Consider the following 17,924-nt stretch of genomic DNA (forward strand, 5'->3'; position numbering starts at 1 on the left):
CGCGCGGGGCACCACGTTCGCGCGGCCTAGCCGTGAGCTCGTAGGTCTTCACATATGACGGCAGAAGGGCAAGGAGATGAGCAGCCCCTTTGGTGGCGGTTCTCCGGATGCGCGCCTGGAGGAGCTGGCACGCGAGCTAGCCAGGGCCTCGATGATCAGGCTCGCGGGGGCCGGGCAGCTGGCGCTGATGACCGACGCACAGTTGAGCTCGGCCCGAGGGAAGGCTGCGGCGGATGCCGTAGCTGCACAGCGGGCGTTGAACCGGGTGCGTGAACTCAGCATTGCTGGCCGCCCGGTGGACGACGCTGTGGTTGCTCGGAGCCTGCTCGTCCGGCAGACCGCGGATGACCTGCTGCGCGTCACCACGGAGCTGCAGCGGCGGATCCGGATGGACCAGCGTCAACGGGCGGCGGAGGCCGCAGTCCGGCGTGCTCTGGCTGACGCCTTGCTGCTTACGGCGGCCCAGAACGCTGCGGCTGCACGGCAGTTGGAAGAGCGGGCCTCCGACTCGGCGCGGGCACGGCGGCACGCGGAGGCGGAGGCCGAGCTGCAGCAGCACCGTCCCGAGACTGCGGCAGGGTACGGCGGCGTACGGCGGTAGCGGTTCACCCCTCGGCCGGCACCAGGAGCCTGCCGTGGAGCAGGTCTCGCACGGCGTCTTCGAGGATTTCCACGGTCCGACGCAGCTCGTGGTTCTCCGCGACGAGCGGGTTGTCCTTGTCGGGGTTCTTCTCGAACGCCGCGTCCAGCCCTGCGAGACGCTCCTGCAGTGTGCCCTCCGGCGCGTTCACCCCACGGGCAGCCATCCGCGCCTCTCGCTCGGCCGCCCACCGGGCCAGCTCGCCGCGCTGCTCGGCGCTGAACTGGTTCGAGCTGTCGTCCATGTCCGTTCTCCTCTGCGCTTCTCAGGTGCCTGGTCCCCGGCGGGGGCCAGAAGTCGGTCCGGGGCGCTGCTGAAGCTGCTGCTCGTCCGCAGCGCGTCGGCGGGCTCGCCGCCCAGGGGCGGTCTCGGGGTCCGGGCGGGCGGCCGACTGCGCCGCCAGGCCACGGTGGGCACGCTCGGCGTCGCGCAGGGCCGTGATCTCGGCCAGTCTCTGCTGAATGCGGGAGCGCTGGAAGAGCGTCATGGCGGCCTGGAGTTCCGACCACGCCAGGCGTTGCTCCTCCTCGTCCGGGCATTCACCCAGCGGGTCCGCAGCCTCAGTCTGATGCATCATCCGGTAGGTCGCCAAGGCCGTTACCAGGTCCCGCCATTGCCGCTGCTGCTCTGGGTCCTCGGCGTCCGGAGCGGGGATCTGCTGCACCCACTCCTCCATCGGAGCCTCCGAGGCCATCGCCCGGAACAGGGCCACGTCCGCGAACGCGGCAGCCGCGGCCGAGACCGCACCGCGGTCCTGCGGGTCCGCGATCTGGCCCTCCAGCATCCGAAGCAGCAGGTTCTCCGCCGTGCGGGCTGCGATGCGCATCCCCTGGGACGGGTCATCGGGCCGGGCGACAGCTGCTGCCCACGCCCGTGTGCGACGGGCGACCAGGTCAACCCGCTCCTGGAACACCGCCCAGGCGTGCGCGTCTCGCGGCTCATCCGGCTGCGGGCCTAGGCCCACGGCGCTCTCGTCCAGCCCGTAGCGTTGGCGCCACACCTCAACCAGTGCGGCCGTGCGCTCCCACAGGGCACGCAGCTCGCTGTCCGCGCTCGGCACCGGCCCGAGGGGCCTGCTCCACGCCGGCGGCTCAGCCGCCAGCAGCATGCCGTTGTGCTGCAACCGCTCGGCCAGGATGATCCGCCGCTCCACCAAGTGCTGACGCCATCCGGCCGGGGTGTCCTGGTCGCGCAGGGCTGCCGACGCCGCCAGCCAGTCGGGCAGTGCTCCGGAGTGGTCCGGGGTGGGCGCGGGCCCATCAGGAAGCCGGGTGCGAAGACGACGTTCGGCATCGACACGGTCCGCGATCACCTGCGCCAGCCGCAGGCGATCCGCCGCAGCCTCCTGCCGGTAGTGGTTCTCCGACAGCTCGGCGATGGTGGTCTCCAGTGGCTGGCGCGCGGTCCGGCTGGCGCTCGTGCGGGGCTCGCGCTGCCAGTCCTCGCGCATACGGTCCAGCGGCTGCATCGCTCGCCGGAGCCGCTGCTCCCTGCGCAGCAGCGAGTGTTCTGCGGCGGCGAAGCGCTCGCCTTGCTGGTCGCCCTCGGCCTCGGCTTGCCGCATCCGCCGGCGGGTGTCGGCGATGGCGTCGGCCAGCTGGCTGCGGGTGAGTTGGCCGTAGGTACGACGCGGCCAGGCGGGGTGCGGCAGGCCCTCGACCACGACGGGACGCGGCTGTCCGGCCACGGCTGCGTCGGCGCGCTGAAGCTCCTCCAGCGCCTCGGCGCGACGCTGCTGCGCGCGGTCGAACAGTCGCTGCAGCTGCTCGTTCGTTAGGTCCCGCAGAGGGCGACTGCCGCCGGGCTCCGCCTCGCGCTCGGCAGCGCGTTCAGCCGCCCGCTGGCCCTCTTCGACCACCTCGTCGATCCGCCAGGACAGCACGGCGGACAGGAATTCGGCACCGTGGAAGTCCCGTTGCCCGTACGCGGTTTTCAGTAGACGGCCGGCGTCCCAGCCGACGGCCTCGCCCTGGGCAAGGGAGCGCTCGACCGCGGACCAAGCATCGAGGGCGATGAAGTCTTCAGCGGCTGCCCCGAGGACGCGGCGGGCGAGGGCCCGCAGGCGGTGGGACTGCGCGCGGGCGTAGACGTCGGTGTACTCGGCGGCCAGCCGGCGGATGCTGTAGGTCCGTTCCTGTTCCGCCTGGATGGCCTCGTGGGCGGAGACCGAGGCGCTGTTGCTGCGGGCGACGGAGTCCAGGACATCCTGCATGCTCCGCCCCTCCTCGGCGACGACGGCCAGGCGGTTGGAGAGCCGCCCACGAGTGGCCATCACGTAGGCGGACTCGCGGCTGGTCCGGGCGGTCACCAGGCCGTGGGCGGTGTCCACGGTCAGGCCCTGGGCACGGTGCACGGTGCAGGCGTAACCGAGCTGGCCGTGGCGACGCAGGTACCGGGCAGGTAGGACCGCACGTCCGTGGTGCCCGGTGTGGCGGACCGTAGCGTTGCCGTTGTCGTCCAGGGCCTCGATCTGCCACTGGTCGCCGTTCTTGACCCAGTCCTTTCCGCCCATGGTCAGCAGACGGCGCTGGTTCCGGCGGGTGACGATCAGGTCGCCGACGGCGGCCTGCGCGTCGTCTCGCAGGGGGATCGAGCGGGAGAGGTCGAGCTGCCCCGAAGCGACCTGGAAGCTCTGGGCGCGAAGGTTGAGCTCCCGGACGCTGTCGTCGTCATCGGCCATCATCAGCGACAGCAGGCCCTGCTCCGTGTCGGCCTGCCACACCTGAAAGACGCGGTCGAGCATGTCCTCGCTGTTGCCGCCGATGATGCGCCCGTTCGTGAGGTGCCACGTCCACGCGTCGGCGGGGTCGCCGTCGCGCAGTGCCAGGGTGGCTTCACTCTCGCCCTCGGTCCGGAACCGGTGCAGTTGCTCCAGTTCCACTGAGCCGACCTCGCGGGCGATCAGCCGCAGGACGCCACCGGACTCCACAGCTCCGAGTTGGGCGGGGTCGCCGATGAGCCGGACCATCGCGCCGGCGGCGATGGCGTCGTCCACGATGCCCGCGAGACGGCGCGTGCCCGCCATCCCTGCCTCGTCGATGATGAGGACGTCGCCGGGCCGCAGCTGGCAGTCGTACCGGACGCGACGGCCTTCCGCGAGGCGATGACGCTGCTCGGTCCAGCTGTGCAGCGTGTGGGCGTCCACGTGGAGATCGGCCTTGAGAACCGCAGCGGCACGGCTGGAAGGTGCGAGCGGAATCACCCTTCCGCCCGAGGCCTGAACGGCGTCGCGAACGAGCTGCAGCGCGGTGGTCTTGCCTGAGCCGGCGGGCCCGATGCCGACCTGCACGAGCCGCTCCGAGCAGGCGAAGCTCTCCGCCAGGCGCCGTTGCCCGGTGTCCAGCTGCGGCCCGGCGAACACCGTCGATGCCTGCGCGAAGACCTCTGCCGAAACGGCGGGGATGGCGGCGGACAGCGCCGCGTCCAGGATCCGCGCCTCGGCGGCCAGGACCGCCGTTGAGGTGAAGAGTCGCGACTCCCGGCGGCGGTAGATGCTGGTGCCGTCGGCTCGCTGCAGGGGCGCGAAGGCCGGGTTGATGTCCGGCGGGGTGATGTCCAACGAGCCGTTGGTCAGAACCAGTTGCGCGACGTGTTCGGCCAGTCCGCGAGTATCCCCGCGCCCCTTGGTGGCCCGGACGATGTGCCGCCGGGCCTCCGCCAGCACGTGCCGCTCTGCCCAGACCGCCCGCTCCTCGGAGACAACCCCCAGCACGTCTTCGGCGAGTTGCTTCAGATCGAGGGACGCCACCGGATCGCGGTCGCGGCCCCCAGGGCTGACGGCCTGACGGCAGCGCTGGAGCAAGGTGTCGATGCGAGAGTCGCCGAACACCTCGACGGCCTCGGCCCGCCACGCGGCCCGCAGGTCGAACAGGGACCGGGCCTTCTTCTTCTTGGGCCGCGTCTGCTGCGCGGCCTGCTGGATCAACGCCATCCGAGCGGCGGTGTCGGGCTCCTTGCCGTACCTCCGGCGGTAGTCCGCCAGGAGCACGGCCAAGTCCCTGCGGATGTCCTGGGCGCGCTTGGAGAAGGCCTCGACCAGGTCGTCGTCAATCCCACTGATGGCCATCACCGGCCGCTTGCCGGGGGTCACTTCGCGCTCTTCCGCCTGCACGCCGAGGCGTCGGCACAGCTCCTCAATCACGCGCTGGTTGTACAGCTCGCTGGCCGCGACGCACATGGCGTAGAGAAGCTTTCCATCGATGGTGCGCCACTTGCCATCAGTGCCCAGCACCTTGTTGGCCACGACGACGTGGTCATGTAGAAGAGGGTCTCCGCACCGGCTGTCGTAGTGCCTGTAGCGCGCCGCGATCAGGCCTCCGCAGACATCCTCCTGGGCGATCCCGTTGATGCCGGTGCGGGTGGCCAGGGCGTGCTCTTCGATCCAGGCCAAGGTTTCCTCTATGGCCTGTTCGTGAGCTGCTTCGACCTCAAGTCGGGTGGCCTCGTCGCCCAGTGCCCAGATGATGGACCCGTACTTGTTCCGGAAAACATGGTCATAGCCGGCAACCGCCTGGCGGGTACAGGCGGTGTTCGCACTGATGTAGCGGCTCAGCTCCTCCGCGTCCTTCGGGGAGCGGCCGAAGTCGGCTCGGAAGGCGATGGCGCCGACCTTGCCGCGCTGCTGCTTGCGCTCCTCGTCGGTTGCCGTGCTGCCCTTGCGGGCCTCGAACGCCTGGATGGCGTCCTGGATTTGAGCCGCCAGTGGGCCTTCGGTCTGGTCGTAGCGGTAGTAGCGCCGGCCCAGTCGAACCAGCCGCATAGCCTGGGCGGACGTCGCTCCGTCGGCGATGGCCTGCTCGATGATTTGCTCTGCGTTCGGATGAAGTCCCTCGCCGTACAAGGCCTGCATCTGGCTCTCGGAAACGGTGCCGGAGACACCGAGTTCGGCGATCCCCCTGCCGACCCAGACGCCGGGCGGATTGCCGTCGGCATGGTAGTAGTCGCCGATCTTCCGGTCGGCCGTGCGGCGCTCGTCGCCAGTCGCGATCTCTCGCGAGTAGTACAGGTAACCATCACCAGCGGACAGCTTGTGAATGGTCATCATATGTTCAGCTTACCTTGTGACATTGTGAATGCAAGAGCTTTGATCGTGAAGGCAGTTGAGGTGTGGAAGGAGAGGTGGAGAAGGCGAGGAACGAGCCGAGCCGCCGAGCCGACACACCTCAACTGCCTTCACGATCCGCGCAGCGCAGTGGGCCGTCCCCAGGTTGCGCTCTCCTGAGCGCAACCTGGGGACGGCCGCCGTTCCGGCTTGTCCACAGGAAGACGATCACGAATCCGCTTCGGCTCGGCCGTAGCTGAAGGAGCGCCAGCAAATCGGACGGCTCGGGACCCTCCGGGTCGGCCGTCGGCGGGTGACAATGGCGGGGCAGTGATCAGTCAGGGGAGGGGCACCGGCCAGTCTGGGGAGGACGATGATGGCGGAACGCAGGGGCTCGCGCGCGGTCGCGGCACGCGAGAAGGCAAGGGCCCGCACGGTGGCAGCTCGCGAGCGGGAGCAGCGCCTCGAGGACCTGGCGACGACGTGGTTCGAGGTAGGCGAACAGATCGGGGATCTCCGGGAGGCTGCGCAAGCGCGGATCGACCAGTACGTGACCCGGATCAACGGTGATCTGGGACAGCAAGTCAGCGAGCTTGAGCAGAGGTCGACGGAAGCCGCGGCGGAGATGCTGGAGCTGACCAACGCCTCCGATGTCGCCGACCGCCTCGGCATCCCCCTCGCAAAGGTGCGAGAGATCAAGGCAGCACGGGAGGCCAGCGGCGCGAGCGGCGACGCTGTGACTGCATCAGGGCCGTCACCTCTCGCGCAGGCCGGCTCCGTGGCGCCGTAGCGGGCGAGCACGGGAAGCAGAACGCGTGCAGCCCCGCCCTGACTGTTACCACTCAGAGCGGGTCTGCACGCGCGGATTCAGCGCTGTTCGGCGGGTGGAGCGATCACCCATGATTGTGGGCTCAGCGGTGCTGGCGTCGGTGTCACGGGAGCTGTTACCGGCGCTGGCGAGACGATGGGAGCGGGGCCGAAACCGCCAGCGGGGCCCGGCACTCCGGCGGGCTTGGGTGCGCGGCGCAGTACCGCGCCGGCGCCGACCTCGATCCGCCAGGGCTGCTCGGTGCTGAACAGCATCCAGAGCGGTTCGCCGTCTCTGGTGGTCCTCTCGTACCTGCTCAGGCGAAAGCCGACGGTCGATCCGTCCGGCGTGATGACTTCCACCGCCGCGTCGATCCACTCCGGAGTGAGGTCTTCGATGGGCCGCTCGTCCATGGTGGGCTGAGTCACGGGCTCCCCTTTCCCGAGGGCGCCTTGCGGACAGGCGCTGAGACTCGACACTACCTCTGCCGCACCCCGTACGGGCTGGCAAAAGGGAGGTCCCTCCCGGCACCCGTAAGGCCGGAAGGGACCTTGTACTGCGGCAGGCGGCGCTAGGAGTCGCTGCGGTGAAGCGTCAAGCGGCGGGCCTCAGCACGCCCTCGGAGGTAGTCGTCCTCGAAGTTGCGCCGGAGGTAGTCGTTACCATCCATCGGCTCGGACGGGCTCGGGATGTCGCTGTCGTACGTCGTGCACCCGAGGACGAAGGCGTACTGCCGCTCGGACGCGAAGAGCTGGCTGCCCCAAGGCTCCCAGCACCACATGCCGTCGCCGATCGGGTAGCGCTGGTGGGCGTCCGGGAAGACCAGGAGGACTCCGCCGTCGCCGTCGTGGGCGGCGGTCCAGGTGAATCGGACGGCGTCCCCTTCCCAGGCAGCGGTCACCTCGCGGGTGTCCGCGCTCAGGTCGTCGATGATCTGGCAGACGGTCTGACGGCTGAACAGGTAGGTGGAGGAACGGTCCTGGGGCAACTTGGTCGGCAGGCCGAGGTAGGGGCCGTGCATGGTGGCCTCGACGGTGACGAGCGTCGGCTCCCCTACCGGCTCTTGAACGAGCGAGACGCGCAGGAGTGTGATCCACTCTGGGCGGGGACGGAGTCGCTCAGAGCGGTGAGGAGCCGGTCGTAGTCCGAGTCGCCCAGGTCGGCCGGGAACCGCGAGCCGTCCGCGTAGATCAGCGTCGTGGCCCGAGCGTCCCAGTAGAGCGGGATCCCGGCGCAGTCGCCGCCCATGTATGCCGCGCTGATGGCCCCGGTCTCCAGGCCGATCAGCGCTGCGCCCTCGTGGCGCTGCGGGATGCCGCTGATGGCGTCGCGCGCTGCCTTGATGACCCGGTGGTCCGCACAGGGGACGAGGTGGCGGACAGGGGCGAGCATGTAGTCGCCATTGTCCGCCGTGACGGCCCGCTGGAGCGGCCCGGCATAGCCCCGTCCGCTTGGGGTCGCCCGGTGCTGGAGCTCGCCGGCGGGGCTGGTTCCGGCGGGCTCGCGGGTGCGGCCGCAGTGCCCGCACGGGCCGTCGATGTCCGGGTGGCTAATGCGGTAGGAGGCGTCCTCGTTCATCACCAGTGTCGTGAGGGCGTTGGTCTCCTCGGCACCGAGCTGCAGGGTGTGCGCGGGGCCGCCCGGGTCGGTGATGGTGATGGTCGTCATGGCCGTGGTGTCGTCACCGCACATCGGCCACTCGGCGAAGAAATGGGTCAGGGTCTGCGCCAGGACTGAGCCCGGTGTCAGTGCGGGGTTCTGCTCTGCTTCCATGGTTGTCCCTCCGGGACCGGCAGGTGGAGCGGCAAAGACTTGCCCTGTCTTCGCCGCAAGGGTGTTGCAGGTGCTACGTGGCCACGGCAGGGCTCGAACCTGCGGGCTGCGGTGTTCACCGCTGCCCCACCGGCGTTCGCGGCCTTGCTGCTGCGCCAGCTGAGCTGCTGGCGCAGCAGCACCGTGCGGACCCGGCCTACTTCGAGGCCAGACCTTGCTCTGCAGCGCGCTGCCTGAGCTGAGCCAAGGCGGCTTGCGCGTAGGGGGTTTGATGCGGCGGACCGAAGAACGGGAGGTCGAGGGCCATCGCGCGGGCGTCGTAGGCGAGGTCCGCGAGGTGCAGGCGGGTGAGGTCGTCCAGGTCCGCCCTGCGCGCCCGAGTGCGCGCGTCGTGAGCCATGGCCAGAAGCTCAACAGTCACCTGGGGTACACCTTCGGTGGCATCGCGCAGCAGCTGGAGTGCGTGGGGAGTCTCGGCGTGCTCAGCGACTCCGGGCCGGCTGGTGATTCGCGCGGCTACGGTGTTGGCCGCACTGACGCGGGCGGCTATGGCTCGGACCCGGTCGCCGGTCATGAGCTGGTGGTGAACCCTGGCCGAAAGGCGGGTCGCGGCGTAGGCGAGCCGGTACAGACGACGGACGTCGCGGTCGATGTCGGCTCGGCGCCGCCTGAGGGGCAGCCTGTACACGTTGGTGTCGTTCATGCGGACTCCCAGGTTGGGTGATGGAGTCGCACGGGGACTTGCCCTGTCCCGCGTGCTGTCTGCATGTGCGTGGCCACGGCAGGGATCGAACCTGCGGCCCGGATGCTGTCGCCCGTCCGTCCGTCTCGCGAGGCCTTGCCGGTGGACCGAGGGCGACTGCCTCGGCCCACCGGGGTTCACCTGGGGGCTACTCGTGGCCTTCGCCGTCTTCGTCGACGAAGAGGAACAGCTGTGCCATCTCGGGGTCCTGCTCGACCATGCGGACCATCTCCCACTCAGGGCCGCCCTTGGCCTCGATCAGGGAGCGGCAGAGCGCGCTGTACTCCTCCTCATCGATGGGGCGGATCTCGTACTGCGCCAGGAACTCGTTCAGAGTGGCCATCACGTCGTCGGGGTGCGGGAACTGCTCCACCAGGCCGTGGATGCCGCCCGGCTCTCCGTCGACCCACAACTGGATGCTGAAGCAGTACAGCCGGGGGTCGAACACGGGGCGGAGCTGGGTAGTCTCGTCCATCTTCACGGGGGTGCCGAAGCCCATGGTCTTCTCCGTTGTCTCGGGTCTGCTGCCCATCTGGCGGCAGAGGAGGGCAAGTTGACGGTGCGGGTCAGAGCGTCGGGTCGGTGCTGCGGTCGTTGCCGTCGGCGTCCGCGATGTGCACGTGGATGCCGTGGGGCGACAGGACGCCGCACGCGAACGCGCCGTTGCCGTTGGTGTCCATGCCGTCGGTCCCGCAGATCTGCGCGCAGGCGGCGCGCTCCCGCTCGACGCAGGCGTCCGCGTCCGGGCGGTTGTCGAACTCGCCGAGGTCGTCGCCGCCCTCGTTGTAGACGGTGAAGGTGTACTTCTCCGGGTCCATGGCCCCCTCCTGGGGTGTTGGTGGTGGAGTTTCGGGGGCTTGCCCTGCCCCCTATCGACATAGGTAAATCTATCGAATATGGAGAGGGGAGTCAACAGGAAACCGCTCCCCCACCTGCACTAACGCCACCAGTCCGCACAACGGGCGCGCTTCCCTGCGGTGCTCTTCCCCGTCTACGGTCCGCACTGCGCGCACGGGCGCATGCCATGCCAGACCTGGAGGCTGATCACCCCCGGCCCCCTCCCGGCGAAAGAGAGCTTGGAGGGGCGGCGGGCGGAACGCTGGGGAGGAAGGCACCTTTGTTCGCCGCGAAGCAAGAAGAAAGGTGCCCGACGACCTAGCGTGCAGCCCGACGGCATTCCATGATCGATTGCCGGGAAGGGGCAACCCGCACCCGCGCAACCAGGCCACACCACCCACCTGCCGGAGCCGTTGGCCTAGCGGCGCCGAGCCGTCACCGTGTGGCCGCGGCCAGAAGCCGTGCCACCTCGGTCCGGTCGAAGTAGTCGGTGCTGCCCACGCTGAGGATGCTCGCGGGGGCGTCCTTGCGCCGCAGGAGGGTCTTGACCCTGTCGGTTCTCTGACGGGGGGTGAGCTGGGTCGAGTCGGGCAGCATGGTGGCGATGGTGCTGCGCGCGATCAGGCCCGCCATGGGCATGACGACGTCCTCGGCCTGGGCCAGGTACCGCGCGGCCACAGCGGGCGTCACGTCCAGATTGCGGGCGAGCGCTTCGGTAGACAGGGACTCGCGTGCCGCCACTGCGCGCTCCAGGATCGCGACGACTTCACCCACCCTTCCCGTGGGGGCGGCAGAAGCGCCGGAGGCGACCTGCTTGCCTCGGTCCGCGTACCCGGGCCGCTCCTTGTCGTACCAGAGGAACCAGGCAGCCACGGCTTCGGCAGAGCGCTTGCGGTCGGCCTCCACCGGCGGGAACGGGTGCTCGGCGTGCGCCTCGTACGCCTTCGCGAGGTTGCTGACCGCTCCTGGCGTGACACCGCGGAGGCGGGCGATGTCGGTCCAGCGCCACCGGTCGCCGGGAGCGTGCGGCATGCGCGTCGGCTCGGCTGACAGCCGCGGGCCCGACGGAGCGCTCCCGTCCTTGCCCGACTGGAACAGCCTCCCCTTGAGCCAGGTGGCGGCCGGATCGCGGGCGTAGAGCAGGATGCCGCGCGGGCCGATCTGGATCTGGTCCTCCGTGAACGGCCCGCTGCCGAGCCAGAGCTTGAGGGTCTTCTCGGAGATGCCCGCCAGGTGCATGAGGTCTGTGCGGGAGAGCCAGTCGCCGGCGAGTGCCCCGAGCCGCTGCTCCAACTGCGCTTTGGTCGTAGTCATGGTGGGTCCATCCTGTCGCATTGTGGCCCGTACACTGTGAGCACCCCTTGCAGGAGTGCGGGCCTTCGGCCCGGCTACTCGGTAGGTGGTGGAGAACGGGGCCGGCGGTTTGCCCGAGTCAGCGAGCCTTCGGCGGCGCTGGCACGAACCTTGTGTTCGTATCGTCGGCCCCACCCAGTCTTCGGGGGCGGCACGGCTGGTTGCCGCGCCGCCCTCTACCGCTCCTCAAGCGGCGAGCCGCGCGAGTGGCAGTTCGTGGTCTCGTCGCCGAGGTCGCGCCGCATGGCGGTGCCGCGGGTGCGAACCGTTACTGTTCCCCGCTTCCTGCGGGCGCCGAGTCCAGCAGGCCCAGCATGGTGGCGAGCGCCTCGATGTCGGCGTCGGCCTCGCTCGGGCGGGACGCGGGGCACTGGTGGTCGCTCGGCACGACGAGGCGCAGCCGCGGAGTGAGGGCGATGGACTGTGCCGCCCAGCGTTCGAATCCGGGATCGCTGTGCGGCGTCTGTACGTAGTGGGCCATGAGGTCCCCTTCGGTCGGGGCGACTCGGAGCGCAGCCCGTAGTCCGCCCGCGTGGTGGTGGAGGGCCTGGTGTGCGGCTTGCCCTGCCGCGCACCAGGTGGAGTCCGGGAGGCTCGCCAAGCCCCCTAGTGACATAGGTAAATCTATCGATCATGAGGGAGGGTGTCAACGCTGCTCGGCGGTGTTGGCGGCTCCTGCCCGCAGCCCGAATAGTTGCCTGGGCGGCATCGCGCCAGAGGTGGGCGCGCTGGCTAACGCCGATAGGAGTGATCGACGGGATCGACTAGTTGGACGGAAGGTGGCTGCGGACGGCGCGCAACAGCGGGTCGAGCCTGCCCGCATGCTCCGCGTCAGGGCCGGAATCGGTGGAGTCGTAGACGACTTCGGCACTGTCGGCCCGACGATCGTGCAGGTCGACGGTCCAGGCGCGCGGCGGGTGCGGTTCGCTCGGCTCCTGCGGGGGCGAGATGACGATCTCGCGGCCGTCGGGCAAGGCGACGGTGACGATGTAGTCGCTCAGCCCCCAGTCGACGACGGGCTGCGCGCCGACGGCGCGCAGGGCCTGAGTCAGGGCAGGGTACGGGTTGTAGGTGGGCATGGTGCCTTCCTTCGACGGGTGTTGGTCTTGCTGGGCCTCGGGCCGGGCCGGGCCCGTCGGGGTGGCGGGCCCGGCCCCACGCGAGGCGTTAGAGGACCGCGCTCAGGGCGTTGCCGAGCCACTGGGCGACGTTGCACGACACGGCGTTACCCGCCTGCATCGTCTTCTCCTCCTGGGTGTCGCCCATGACGATGTAGTCCGCAGGGAAGCGCTGGGCGCTCATCTGCTCGCGCCACTGGATCATGCGGAAGTAGCAGTCATCGACGTCGGCGGCGGTCAGCAGGAGTCCCGCAGAGTCGCGGGTGGACATCGTGTGAATGGGCTGTTCGACGGGCTTCGGGTTGCAACCCTTGCGGTAGGGAATGACCAGCCCATGGTGATTACCCTTCGCATTGATGCCGGTCAGCGGCCTGTCCACGCCCGCCGCGCCACCGTGGTTGCGGTACGTGATCACATAGGGCGGCGCAGCCAGGTCTGCCCTCGACACGGCGCGGTCGTAGTAGCTGGTGGGGACGAGTAGCCCTTCTCCGATCTTCGTAGCGCGCGTCGGCAACGGAGCCTGGTCGGCGCGGAAGGCACGGCCGTCGTGCCCGGAGTGGTTGAGCGTGATCAGCGACGGGTCAGCCGGGTACAGTTCCAGCCCCTTGCGGATCCGCGCCATGGTGCTGGGCACCAGCGGACGCTTGCGGTCGCCGATCCGGGTGCCCAGGTTGGTCCAGTCGATGATGCTGGCTGCCGGTCGGGTGTAGGGCTCGACGTTCACTGGCTTGTCGTGATTCGGGCAGGTGTAGTCGTACTGCAGACCGTACTTGCCGATGCGGGTCTCGGCGTGTTCGGGGCGCCACTCTTGGACGGAGTACACGTCCTCGTCGCACTCGTGGCAGTGGGCCAGGGGTCGAGGGGCGACGTCAGGCAGCCGGATGCCTTCCTTGGTGAAGACGATGTACAGGCGGTCACGCCACTGCGGCGCGGCCAGGTTGATGTCATCGCCGACGTGAGCCGAACTGACCGAGACGATCTGGTAGTTGTAGCCAAGCCGGGCCGCCATGGCGAGCCACAGGTCGAACAGCTTCCAGTCGAGGGCGAACTCGACGACGTTCTCCACCAGCACTGCCTTGTAGTCGTGCAGTTCCATCGCGCGGATCACGTCGAAGGCGGTGACCCGAGTGCGCTCGAACGCGGCATCTGGGATCGACTCCAGCTCTTCCTTGAGCTGGCGGATCTCCTCTTCACTGAGGTGCCGCATCTGCTCGACGGTGAGCTTCCGCTTGCGCTTCGCGCGGGCCCGGCCACCGGCGGGCGAGATCTCGGTGCAGATCGGGCTTGCCCACAGAACGTCGGTCATCGGGATGCGGCGTAGGTCGTAAGTGGACACGTTCTCGCATGCGTGCTCAGCGTCCGGGTGGTTCGCCATGTGAGTCTCGATGGCGGTCCACCAGTGGTTCATGGCGAGAATGAGCTTCCAACCGGCGTGCACCAGGCCGGTGGAAGCGCCGCCTGCGCCGCAGAAGAGGTCCGTAAAGGTGATCAAGGCGAATCCTCGGAGTCTCGGTGAGCTGGTGGAGAGGGGCCGGACCCGGTTGCCCTCCGGGTCCGGCCGTCGCGCTTCGCGAAGGAAGCAGCGGAACCAGGGCGCGCTCAGCGCGCGGTGCTGATGTACTCCGCCAGGTATTCGGCCAGCAGCGTCGGCGAGGCGTTCCGCCACGTCGTCTCCGCGCGGGCGTCCGGGATCGTGTCTTAGACGACGGCGATGAACTGGCCCGGCGCGTAGTGCTCCACGTGCCAGCCGCCGACCTGCTGGGACCGCGCGGGCAGGACCTCCGGCGCGCCGATGAGCAGGTAGGTGGCGGGCCGCAGCCCCATGGCCTGGTACCAGCGCCGAGGGACCTCTACCCGGATCTGGTAGCCCCCGCCGTCAGCGGCGATGACCTCGGCCTTGAGGCCGTGGAGAGCGAGCGTGTCAATCACGAGCTGGTACTGGGGGCCGACCTCCTCAAGGGAGAAGGCCCGCCGATGGACGAAGGCAACGAGGGGCGGGAGCTCCTCCGGCCAGTCCAGGTATCCCCGCGCGCCGGTCGACGTGTCCAGGAAGGTGCGTATCTCCCAAAGCAGTTGGGGGTGCGGGGTGCGGATTGCGCTCGGCTTGATGATCAGACGGTCCCGATTGCTGGGCAGCACGATGACCAGGCGGCCGGCGTCGTCGAGGCTGGCGTCCAGGTAGGGCCGCAGCTCGGCCGCGAGGGTGGATAGAGGCACAACGATGCCCATGCGGAGGTTCCCCTCAGAGTGTGGTGGTGGAGTTTCGAGGGCTTGCCCTGCCCCCTATCGACATAGGTAAATCTATCGAATATGAGGAGGGGCGTCAATGGGAAACCGCTCCCCACCTGCACTGATGTCACCAGGCCGCGAAGCGGTCGTGCCCCCGCGCCACTCTTCCCGTCTACGGCCCGCGCCGCGCGCACGGGCGCACGCCACCGCAGGCCTGAAGGCTGATCGCCCCCGGCCCCCACCCGGCAAGGAAGAGCTTGGAGGGCCGGCGGACGGAACGCTGGGGAGGAAGGCGCCTTTGTTCGCCGCGCAGCAAGAATAAAGGCGACCGACGACCTAGCGTGCAGGCCGACGGCCCTCCATGATCGATTGCCGGGAAGGGGCAACCCGCACCCAACCACAGACCCTGGCCGCCCACCTCGACAACTCACCGCGGCGGCAGAGAGCGGCCCGGCCGACGCCGCCGGCCCTGCCGAGAAGGCTCTTCTTCTCGGCCAAGCTGCAGCGCCCTCACGATGTCGGCCCGTTGCTCAGGCGGAACCTGCCGGAGAGCGAGCCAGGCAACTGCGGCACGTGCAGCGTGTCGAGCCACGGTGCCGGTACTGCAGGCCGCAGCGGTCAGCAGCATGGAAGCGGTGATGGGAGCCACGGTAACTCCTGTCGAAGAGGGCGACTTGGACCTCCAGGAGATCGAAACTCGTCACCGTCCGGACAGCCGACCGCCCCATTTCCGGCACTTGTCCGGACACGCCGGACAGGGCTTCGCCGGGGCCCTACAGTGAAGCCGCAACCGCCCCTGCCCGGAGGAACGCTTGACCGCCCAGCCGTTCGCCCAGTACCTCAAGAGTCTTCACGTCAACGCCGGAAAGCCCACGTACAGGTCGCTGGAAGCCAGCACCGGCTACAGCAAGACGGTGATCGGCGAAGCCCTTCGGGGCCAGCGCCTGCCGACGTGGCCCGTGGCAGAAGCTCTCGTGAAGGCGCTGGCGCCAGAAGAGTTGGAGGCGGCACGGCGGCGATGGGCGACTGCAGGCGGTGGATCCGCCAACACTGCGGCCGTTCCTCAGTGGCTCGTCGAAGTTCGCTCGAACGTCCCTGACCTGATCTCGGGAAGGGGGCTGGCCGCGGTTGTCCAGCTGGCTGCCAGTAACCCTCATGCGGCAGTTGACGACGCTTGGGAGGTGATCCGGCTCGCAGCGTTGCACGTGACGAGCAAGTTCTACGACGACCTCCCCGGCGACTGGTCGTCCAACGTCATCGCCAGCTTTCGCCGGGCGGAAGACGACGGCCGTCTCCCCGGGGGCGCCTCAGCAATTGCCTCTCAGGTGAACAGCGCCCGGATCAGCATGCGCACCCCGCCTTACGCGGTACCGACAGCGGAAGCCGTGCTGCAGCTTGTCGTCCTCGCCTACCGGCTGGCTTACCTCGCGAACGTCACGGTGCACGGGGAGCCCATGCCAAAGCCACCGGTCACGCTCGACCTTGACACAGTGCCGCTGCCGGCGCCCGGTACGTACGCCGCTGGAGGCCCAGCGGTTCAGTAGCACGACTTGCGGCGCCCAACAGCAAGCCCATAGGCCATTGGTAGCTGGAGGTGACGGCATGGCCAAGGCACGGGAGGCGGTCTGCAGCGCATCTGGCCGGAGGCGGCCGAGACCACGCCGGCGCAAGCGACGCCAATGAGGACGGAAGTCACAGTCCGACTGCGTTGCTGTAGGCACAAATCAGCAGCCGCCCCACCGCCGGCGACGGCAGACTGTCGCCATGACCGACAACACGCGCCGTGGCAAGCTAGTCGACCTGCGCACGGACCGCCAGCGCGAGCAGGCCCAGGAGCATATGGCAGTTGATCTTGAGCTCTTCGCTGCCAGCATCCTGGCCGACTACACGGACGCCGAGGTCACCATCCAGGACGACAACACGGCCCAGCGGATGCCAGACATCCGGATCGACTACGCGGACAACCGGAAGGGTTTCGTCGAGGTCTGGAAGGACGTCGACCGGCGCTATGCCGAGCTGACACAAGCGGTTGGAGAAGGACGGTACGAGCTCGCGGCAGAGTCGATCAACCGGCTCTGGCTGATCGACGCCAGTGGCGCGTTCAGCTTCAGACGCAACGCTACAGAGCTCCTACAGATCCTCGGCGGCCTGGAGGAACGAGGACTCGTGTTCGGCACCATTGGCACGTTCGAGATGCTCCGGGACCACGCAAACCCCGATGTCCGCCGCGCGGTCGAGCTGGGCGTCGTGAACATCTCCTCGCGCGCGCTGCAATCCGGCGAGAGCGCGAAGGTTGTGATCGGGCCGCATGGAATCCAGGGCCCTGGCGGGATTGACTGGGAAGCATTTCTGGGCTGGGTGCGGGAGCATCTGGCGGGCGACTCGAAGCACATGGTCGGCAACCGGCGGAAGCTCGCCGACTCGGGCGGGGACGAGCGTCACGCCTTCATCGGGATCAGCTACACCACGGAGTGGCACGTGTTCCAAGCGCTCACCTTCTGGACGAACGAACTCCCTCCCGGGCCGCCTGCTCTTCCGAACGAGATCACGCACCTCTGGCTCACCAACTACCAGGCCCCGGAACGGTGTCTCGGTTGGTCGCCTGATTTGGGCTGGTTTGACGCCAGCGCAAGGTGGGGCGCCTGAACCTCCGCCGGCCGGGCGGCGATTGCGCGCATGCGTCCCGCTGCCCTATGACCGCCAGCGTGACTCACTCGTCGAATGCGACCCAGGCCCCGGCCCCGCTGGGGGCGGTGATGCCCGTAGCGCCCTGCGCCCAGCCGAAAGCGGCTTCGGCCCGCTCGACGATCGAGGCTGCGTAGCTGCTGTCCAGCAGCTCAACGGGATGGCCCGGGGATTGGCGTCCCTGGTTCTCCAGTGCGGACTTGAGCGCCTCCATCGCTCGACTATCGCCATGCACCAGGAAGTTGCGCCAGGCGTCCAGCTCGTTGAAGAAGTCGCTGTGCTCGCTCGGAAGACCGCATTTCCGGTCTCGCCCCAGGGCTTCGGCCGCGCGGGGGATACCTCGCCATCGGCTGATCCAGGTCCCGTTGCCCGGGGCGACCTTCGCCTGCATGAAGACCCAGTTCACGTAGGCCTCCGCCGCGGCCTGGGTCATGATCACGACGTTCATCGCGGCATCCCGCTCCCGCTGGCGCCGCTCCATCCCACTCCTGCCCGCAGCCATCTCTTCGTCTGCCTGCTGCGCCATTCGGCCGGCAGCCAGACTGCGGGCCTTGGCTTGCCGGAACAGAACCTGACTCCCGTTGTACTCCGTGGTCACGGTGGTGTTCCTCACTCTCATGAAGGCTCCGAATGCGCCCGCGACCCCACTGTCGGGCATGAGCTCAATCCACAACACGTCCGCACCGGGCAACTACGCG

18 protein-coding genes are annotated in these 17,924 nt (G+C 68.9%); 4 read left to right on the forward strand and 14 right to left on the reverse strand.

Annotation, left to right across the window (positions count from 1 at the left end):
- The first annotated feature begins 76 nt into the window (after window positions 1-76).
- Window positions 77-601 (forward strand): hypothetical protein, encoded by a 525-nt coding sequence (locus ABIA32_RS30535; protein ID WP_370102533.1) that lies wholly within the window; start codon window positions 77-79, stop codon window positions 599-601.
- A gap of 4 nt (window positions 602-605) precedes the next feature.
- Here ABIA32_RS30535 and ABIA32_RS30540 read toward each other — a convergent pair whose 3' ends face one another.
- On the reverse strand, window positions 606-884 hold the full coding sequence (locus ABIA32_RS30540; RefSeq protein ID WP_370102536.1) for a hypothetical protein: 279 nt from the start codon (window positions 882-884) through the stop codon (window positions 606-608).
- 21 nt (window positions 885-905) lie between these two features.
- On the reverse strand, window positions 906-5,684 hold the full coding sequence (gene mobF / locus ABIA32_RS30545) for a MobF family relaxase (protein ID WP_370102539.1): 4,779 nt from the start codon (window positions 5,682-5,684) through the stop codon (window positions 906-908).
- 370 nt (window positions 5,685-6,054) lie between these two features.
- Between mobF and ABIA32_RS30550 the strand changes: the two genes are divergently transcribed.
- The gene (locus ABIA32_RS30550) at window positions 6,055-6,471 is read left to right on the forward strand and encodes a hypothetical protein (RefSeq protein WP_370102542.1); all 417 of its coding nucleotides are present in this window, start codon (window positions 6,055-6,057) and stop codon (window positions 6,469-6,471) included.
- 77 nt (window positions 6,472-6,548) lie between these two features.
- Here ABIA32_RS30550 and ABIA32_RS30555 read toward each other — a convergent pair whose 3' ends face one another.
- The 11 genes from ABIA32_RS30555 to ABIA32_RS30605 all read right to left on the reverse strand — a co-directional run bounded on the left by ABIA32_RS30555 (window position 6,549) and on the right by ABIA32_RS30605 (window position 14,541).
- On the reverse strand, window positions 6,549-6,902 hold the full coding sequence (locus ABIA32_RS30555) for a hypothetical protein (protein WP_370102545.1): 354 nt from the start codon (window positions 6,900-6,902) through the stop codon (window positions 6,549-6,551).
- Between the two features lie 158 nt (window positions 6,903-7,060).
- Complete coding sequence (locus ABIA32_RS30560; RefSeq protein WP_370102548.1) at window positions 7,061-7,510, reverse strand: hypothetical protein; 450 nt, start codon at window positions 7,508-7,510, stop codon at window positions 7,061-7,063.
- 32 nt (window positions 7,511-7,542) lie between these two features.
- Window positions 7,543-8,262 (reverse strand): hypothetical protein, encoded by a 720-nt coding sequence (locus ABIA32_RS30565; RefSeq protein ID WP_370102551.1) that lies wholly within the window; start codon window positions 8,260-8,262, stop codon window positions 7,543-7,545.
- A gap of 196 nt (window positions 8,263-8,458) precedes the next feature.
- Window positions 8,459-8,965 carry a hypothetical protein gene (locus tag ABIA32_RS30570; RefSeq protein ID WP_370102553.1) on the reverse strand — a complete coding sequence of 169 codons (507 nt, stop codon included), beginning with the start codon at window positions 8,963-8,965 and terminating at the stop codon, window positions 8,459-8,461.
- 187 nt (window positions 8,966-9,152) lie between these two features.
- Complete coding sequence (locus ABIA32_RS30575; protein ID WP_370102556.1) at window positions 9,153-9,536, reverse strand: hypothetical protein; 384 nt, start codon at window positions 9,534-9,536, stop codon at window positions 9,153-9,155.
- A 34-nt stretch (window positions 9,537-9,570) separates the two neighbouring features.
- Window positions 9,571-9,822 (reverse strand): hypothetical protein, encoded by a 252-nt coding sequence (locus ABIA32_RS30580; protein WP_370102559.1) that lies wholly within the window; start codon window positions 9,820-9,822, stop codon window positions 9,571-9,573.
- Between the two features lie 454 nt (window positions 9,823-10,276).
- Window positions 10,277-11,155, reverse strand: a complete 879-nt coding sequence (locus ABIA32_RS30585; protein WP_370102561.1) for a hypothetical protein — start codon at window positions 11,153-11,155, stop codon at window positions 10,277-10,279.
- A gap of 307 nt (window positions 11,156-11,462) precedes the next feature.
- Window positions 11,463-11,675, reverse strand: a complete 213-nt coding sequence (locus ABIA32_RS30590) for a hypothetical protein (RefSeq protein WP_370102564.1) — start codon at window positions 11,673-11,675, stop codon at window positions 11,463-11,465.
- Window positions 11,676-11,958: 283 nt separating this feature from the next.
- A complete protein-coding gene (locus ABIA32_RS30595) occupies window positions 11,959-12,273 on the reverse strand; it encodes a hypothetical protein (protein WP_370102566.1) in 315 nt (104 codons plus the stop codon).
- A gap of 88 nt (window positions 12,274-12,361) precedes the next feature.
- Window positions 12,362-13,750: a DNA cytosine methyltransferase gene (locus ABIA32_RS30600; protein ID WP_370102609.1), complete on the reverse strand. Its 1,389-nt coding sequence runs from the start codon at window positions 13,748-13,750 to the stop codon at window positions 12,362-12,364.
- A gap of 260 nt (window positions 13,751-14,010) precedes the next feature.
- Window positions 14,011-14,541 (reverse strand): hypothetical protein, encoded by a 531-nt coding sequence (locus tag ABIA32_RS30605; protein WP_370102569.1) that lies wholly within the window; start codon window positions 14,539-14,541, stop codon window positions 14,011-14,013.
- 812 nt (window positions 14,542-15,353) lie between these two features.
- Between ABIA32_RS30605 and ABIA32_RS30610 the strand changes: the two genes are divergently transcribed.
- Together ABIA32_RS30610 and ABIA32_RS30615 are read left to right on the forward strand one after the other, a co-directional pair.
- Entirely contained in the window at window positions 15,354-16,085 is a 732-nt protein-coding gene (locus ABIA32_RS30610) for a hypothetical protein (RefSeq protein ID WP_370102572.1), read from the forward strand.
- A gap of 220 nt (window positions 16,086-16,305) precedes the next feature.
- On the forward strand, window positions 16,306-17,187 hold the full coding sequence (locus ABIA32_RS30615) for a hypothetical protein (RefSeq protein WP_370102575.1): 882 nt from the start codon (window positions 16,306-16,308) through the stop codon (window positions 17,185-17,187).
- Between the two features lie 64 nt (window positions 17,188-17,251).
- Here ABIA32_RS30615 and ABIA32_RS30620 read toward each other — a convergent pair whose 3' ends face one another.
- A complete protein-coding gene (locus tag ABIA32_RS30620; protein WP_370102577.1) occupies window positions 17,252-17,824 on the reverse strand; it encodes a hypothetical protein in 573 nt (190 codons plus the stop codon).
- Window positions 17,825-17,924: the final 100 nt, after the last annotated feature.

It is taken from the genome of Streptacidiphilus sp. MAP12-20 (assembly GCF_041262525.1).
In the GTDB taxonomy this organism is placed as follows: domain Bacteria; phylum Actinomycetota; class Actinomycetes; order Streptomycetales; family Streptomycetaceae; genus Streptacidiphilus.

Excerpts from the sequence above, each read along its gene's own strand:
- ABIA32_RS30535 (WP_370102533.1), top strand. The coding sequence starts at position 77 with ATGAGCAGCCCCTTTGGTGGCGGTTCTCCGGATGCGCGCCTGGAGGAG.
- ABIA32_RS30540 (WP_370102536.1), bottom strand. The coding sequence starts at position 884 with ATGGACGACAGCTCGAACCAGTTCAGCGCCGAGCAGCGCGGCGAGCTG.
- mobF (WP_370102539.1), bottom strand. The coding sequence starts at position 5,684 with ATGATGACCATTCACAAGCTGTCCGCTGGTGATGGTTACCTGTACTAC.
- ABIA32_RS30550 (WP_370102542.1), top strand. The coding sequence starts at position 6,055 with ATGATGGCGGAACGCAGGGGCTCGCGCGCGGTCGCGGCACGCGAGAAG.
- ABIA32_RS30555 (WP_370102545.1), bottom strand. The coding sequence starts at position 6,902 with ATGGACGAGCGGCCCATCGAAGACCTCACTCCGGAGTGGATCGACGCG.
- ABIA32_RS30560 (WP_370102548.1), bottom strand. The coding sequence starts at position 7,510 with ATGCACGGCCCCTACCTCGGCCTGCCGACCAAGTTGCCCCAGGACCGT.
- ABIA32_RS30565 (WP_370102551.1), bottom strand. The coding sequence starts at position 8,262 with ATGGAAGCAGAGCAGAACCCCGCACTGACACCGGGCTCAGTCCTGGCG.
- ABIA32_RS30570 (WP_370102553.1), bottom strand. The coding sequence starts at position 8,965 with ATGAACGACACCAACGTGTACAGGCTGCCCCTCAGGCGGCGCCGAGCC.
- ABIA32_RS30575 (WP_370102556.1), bottom strand. The coding sequence starts at position 9,536 with ATGGGCAGCAGACCCGAGACAACGGAGAAGACCATGGGCTTCGGCACC.
- ABIA32_RS30580 (WP_370102559.1), bottom strand. The coding sequence starts at position 9,822 with ATGGACCCGGAGAAGTACACCTTCACCGTCTACAACGAGGGCGGCGAC.
- ABIA32_RS30585 (WP_370102561.1), bottom strand. The coding sequence starts at position 11,155 with ATGACTACGACCAAAGCGCAGTTGGAGCAGCGGCTCGGGGCACTCGCC.
- ABIA32_RS30590 (WP_370102564.1), bottom strand. The coding sequence starts at position 11,675 with ATGGCCCACTACGTACAGACGCCGCACAGCGATCCCGGATTCGAACGC.
- ABIA32_RS30595 (WP_370102566.1), bottom strand. The coding sequence starts at position 12,273 with ATGCCCACCTACAACCCGTACCCTGCCCTGACTCAGGCCCTGCGCGCC.
- ABIA32_RS30605 (WP_370102569.1), bottom strand. The coding sequence starts at position 14,541 with ATGGGCATCGTTGTGCCTCTATCCACCCTCGCGGCCGAGCTGCGGCCC.
- ABIA32_RS30615 (WP_370102575.1), top strand. The coding sequence starts at position 16,306 with ATGACCGACAACACGCGCCGTGGCAAGCTAGTCGACCTGCGCACGGAC.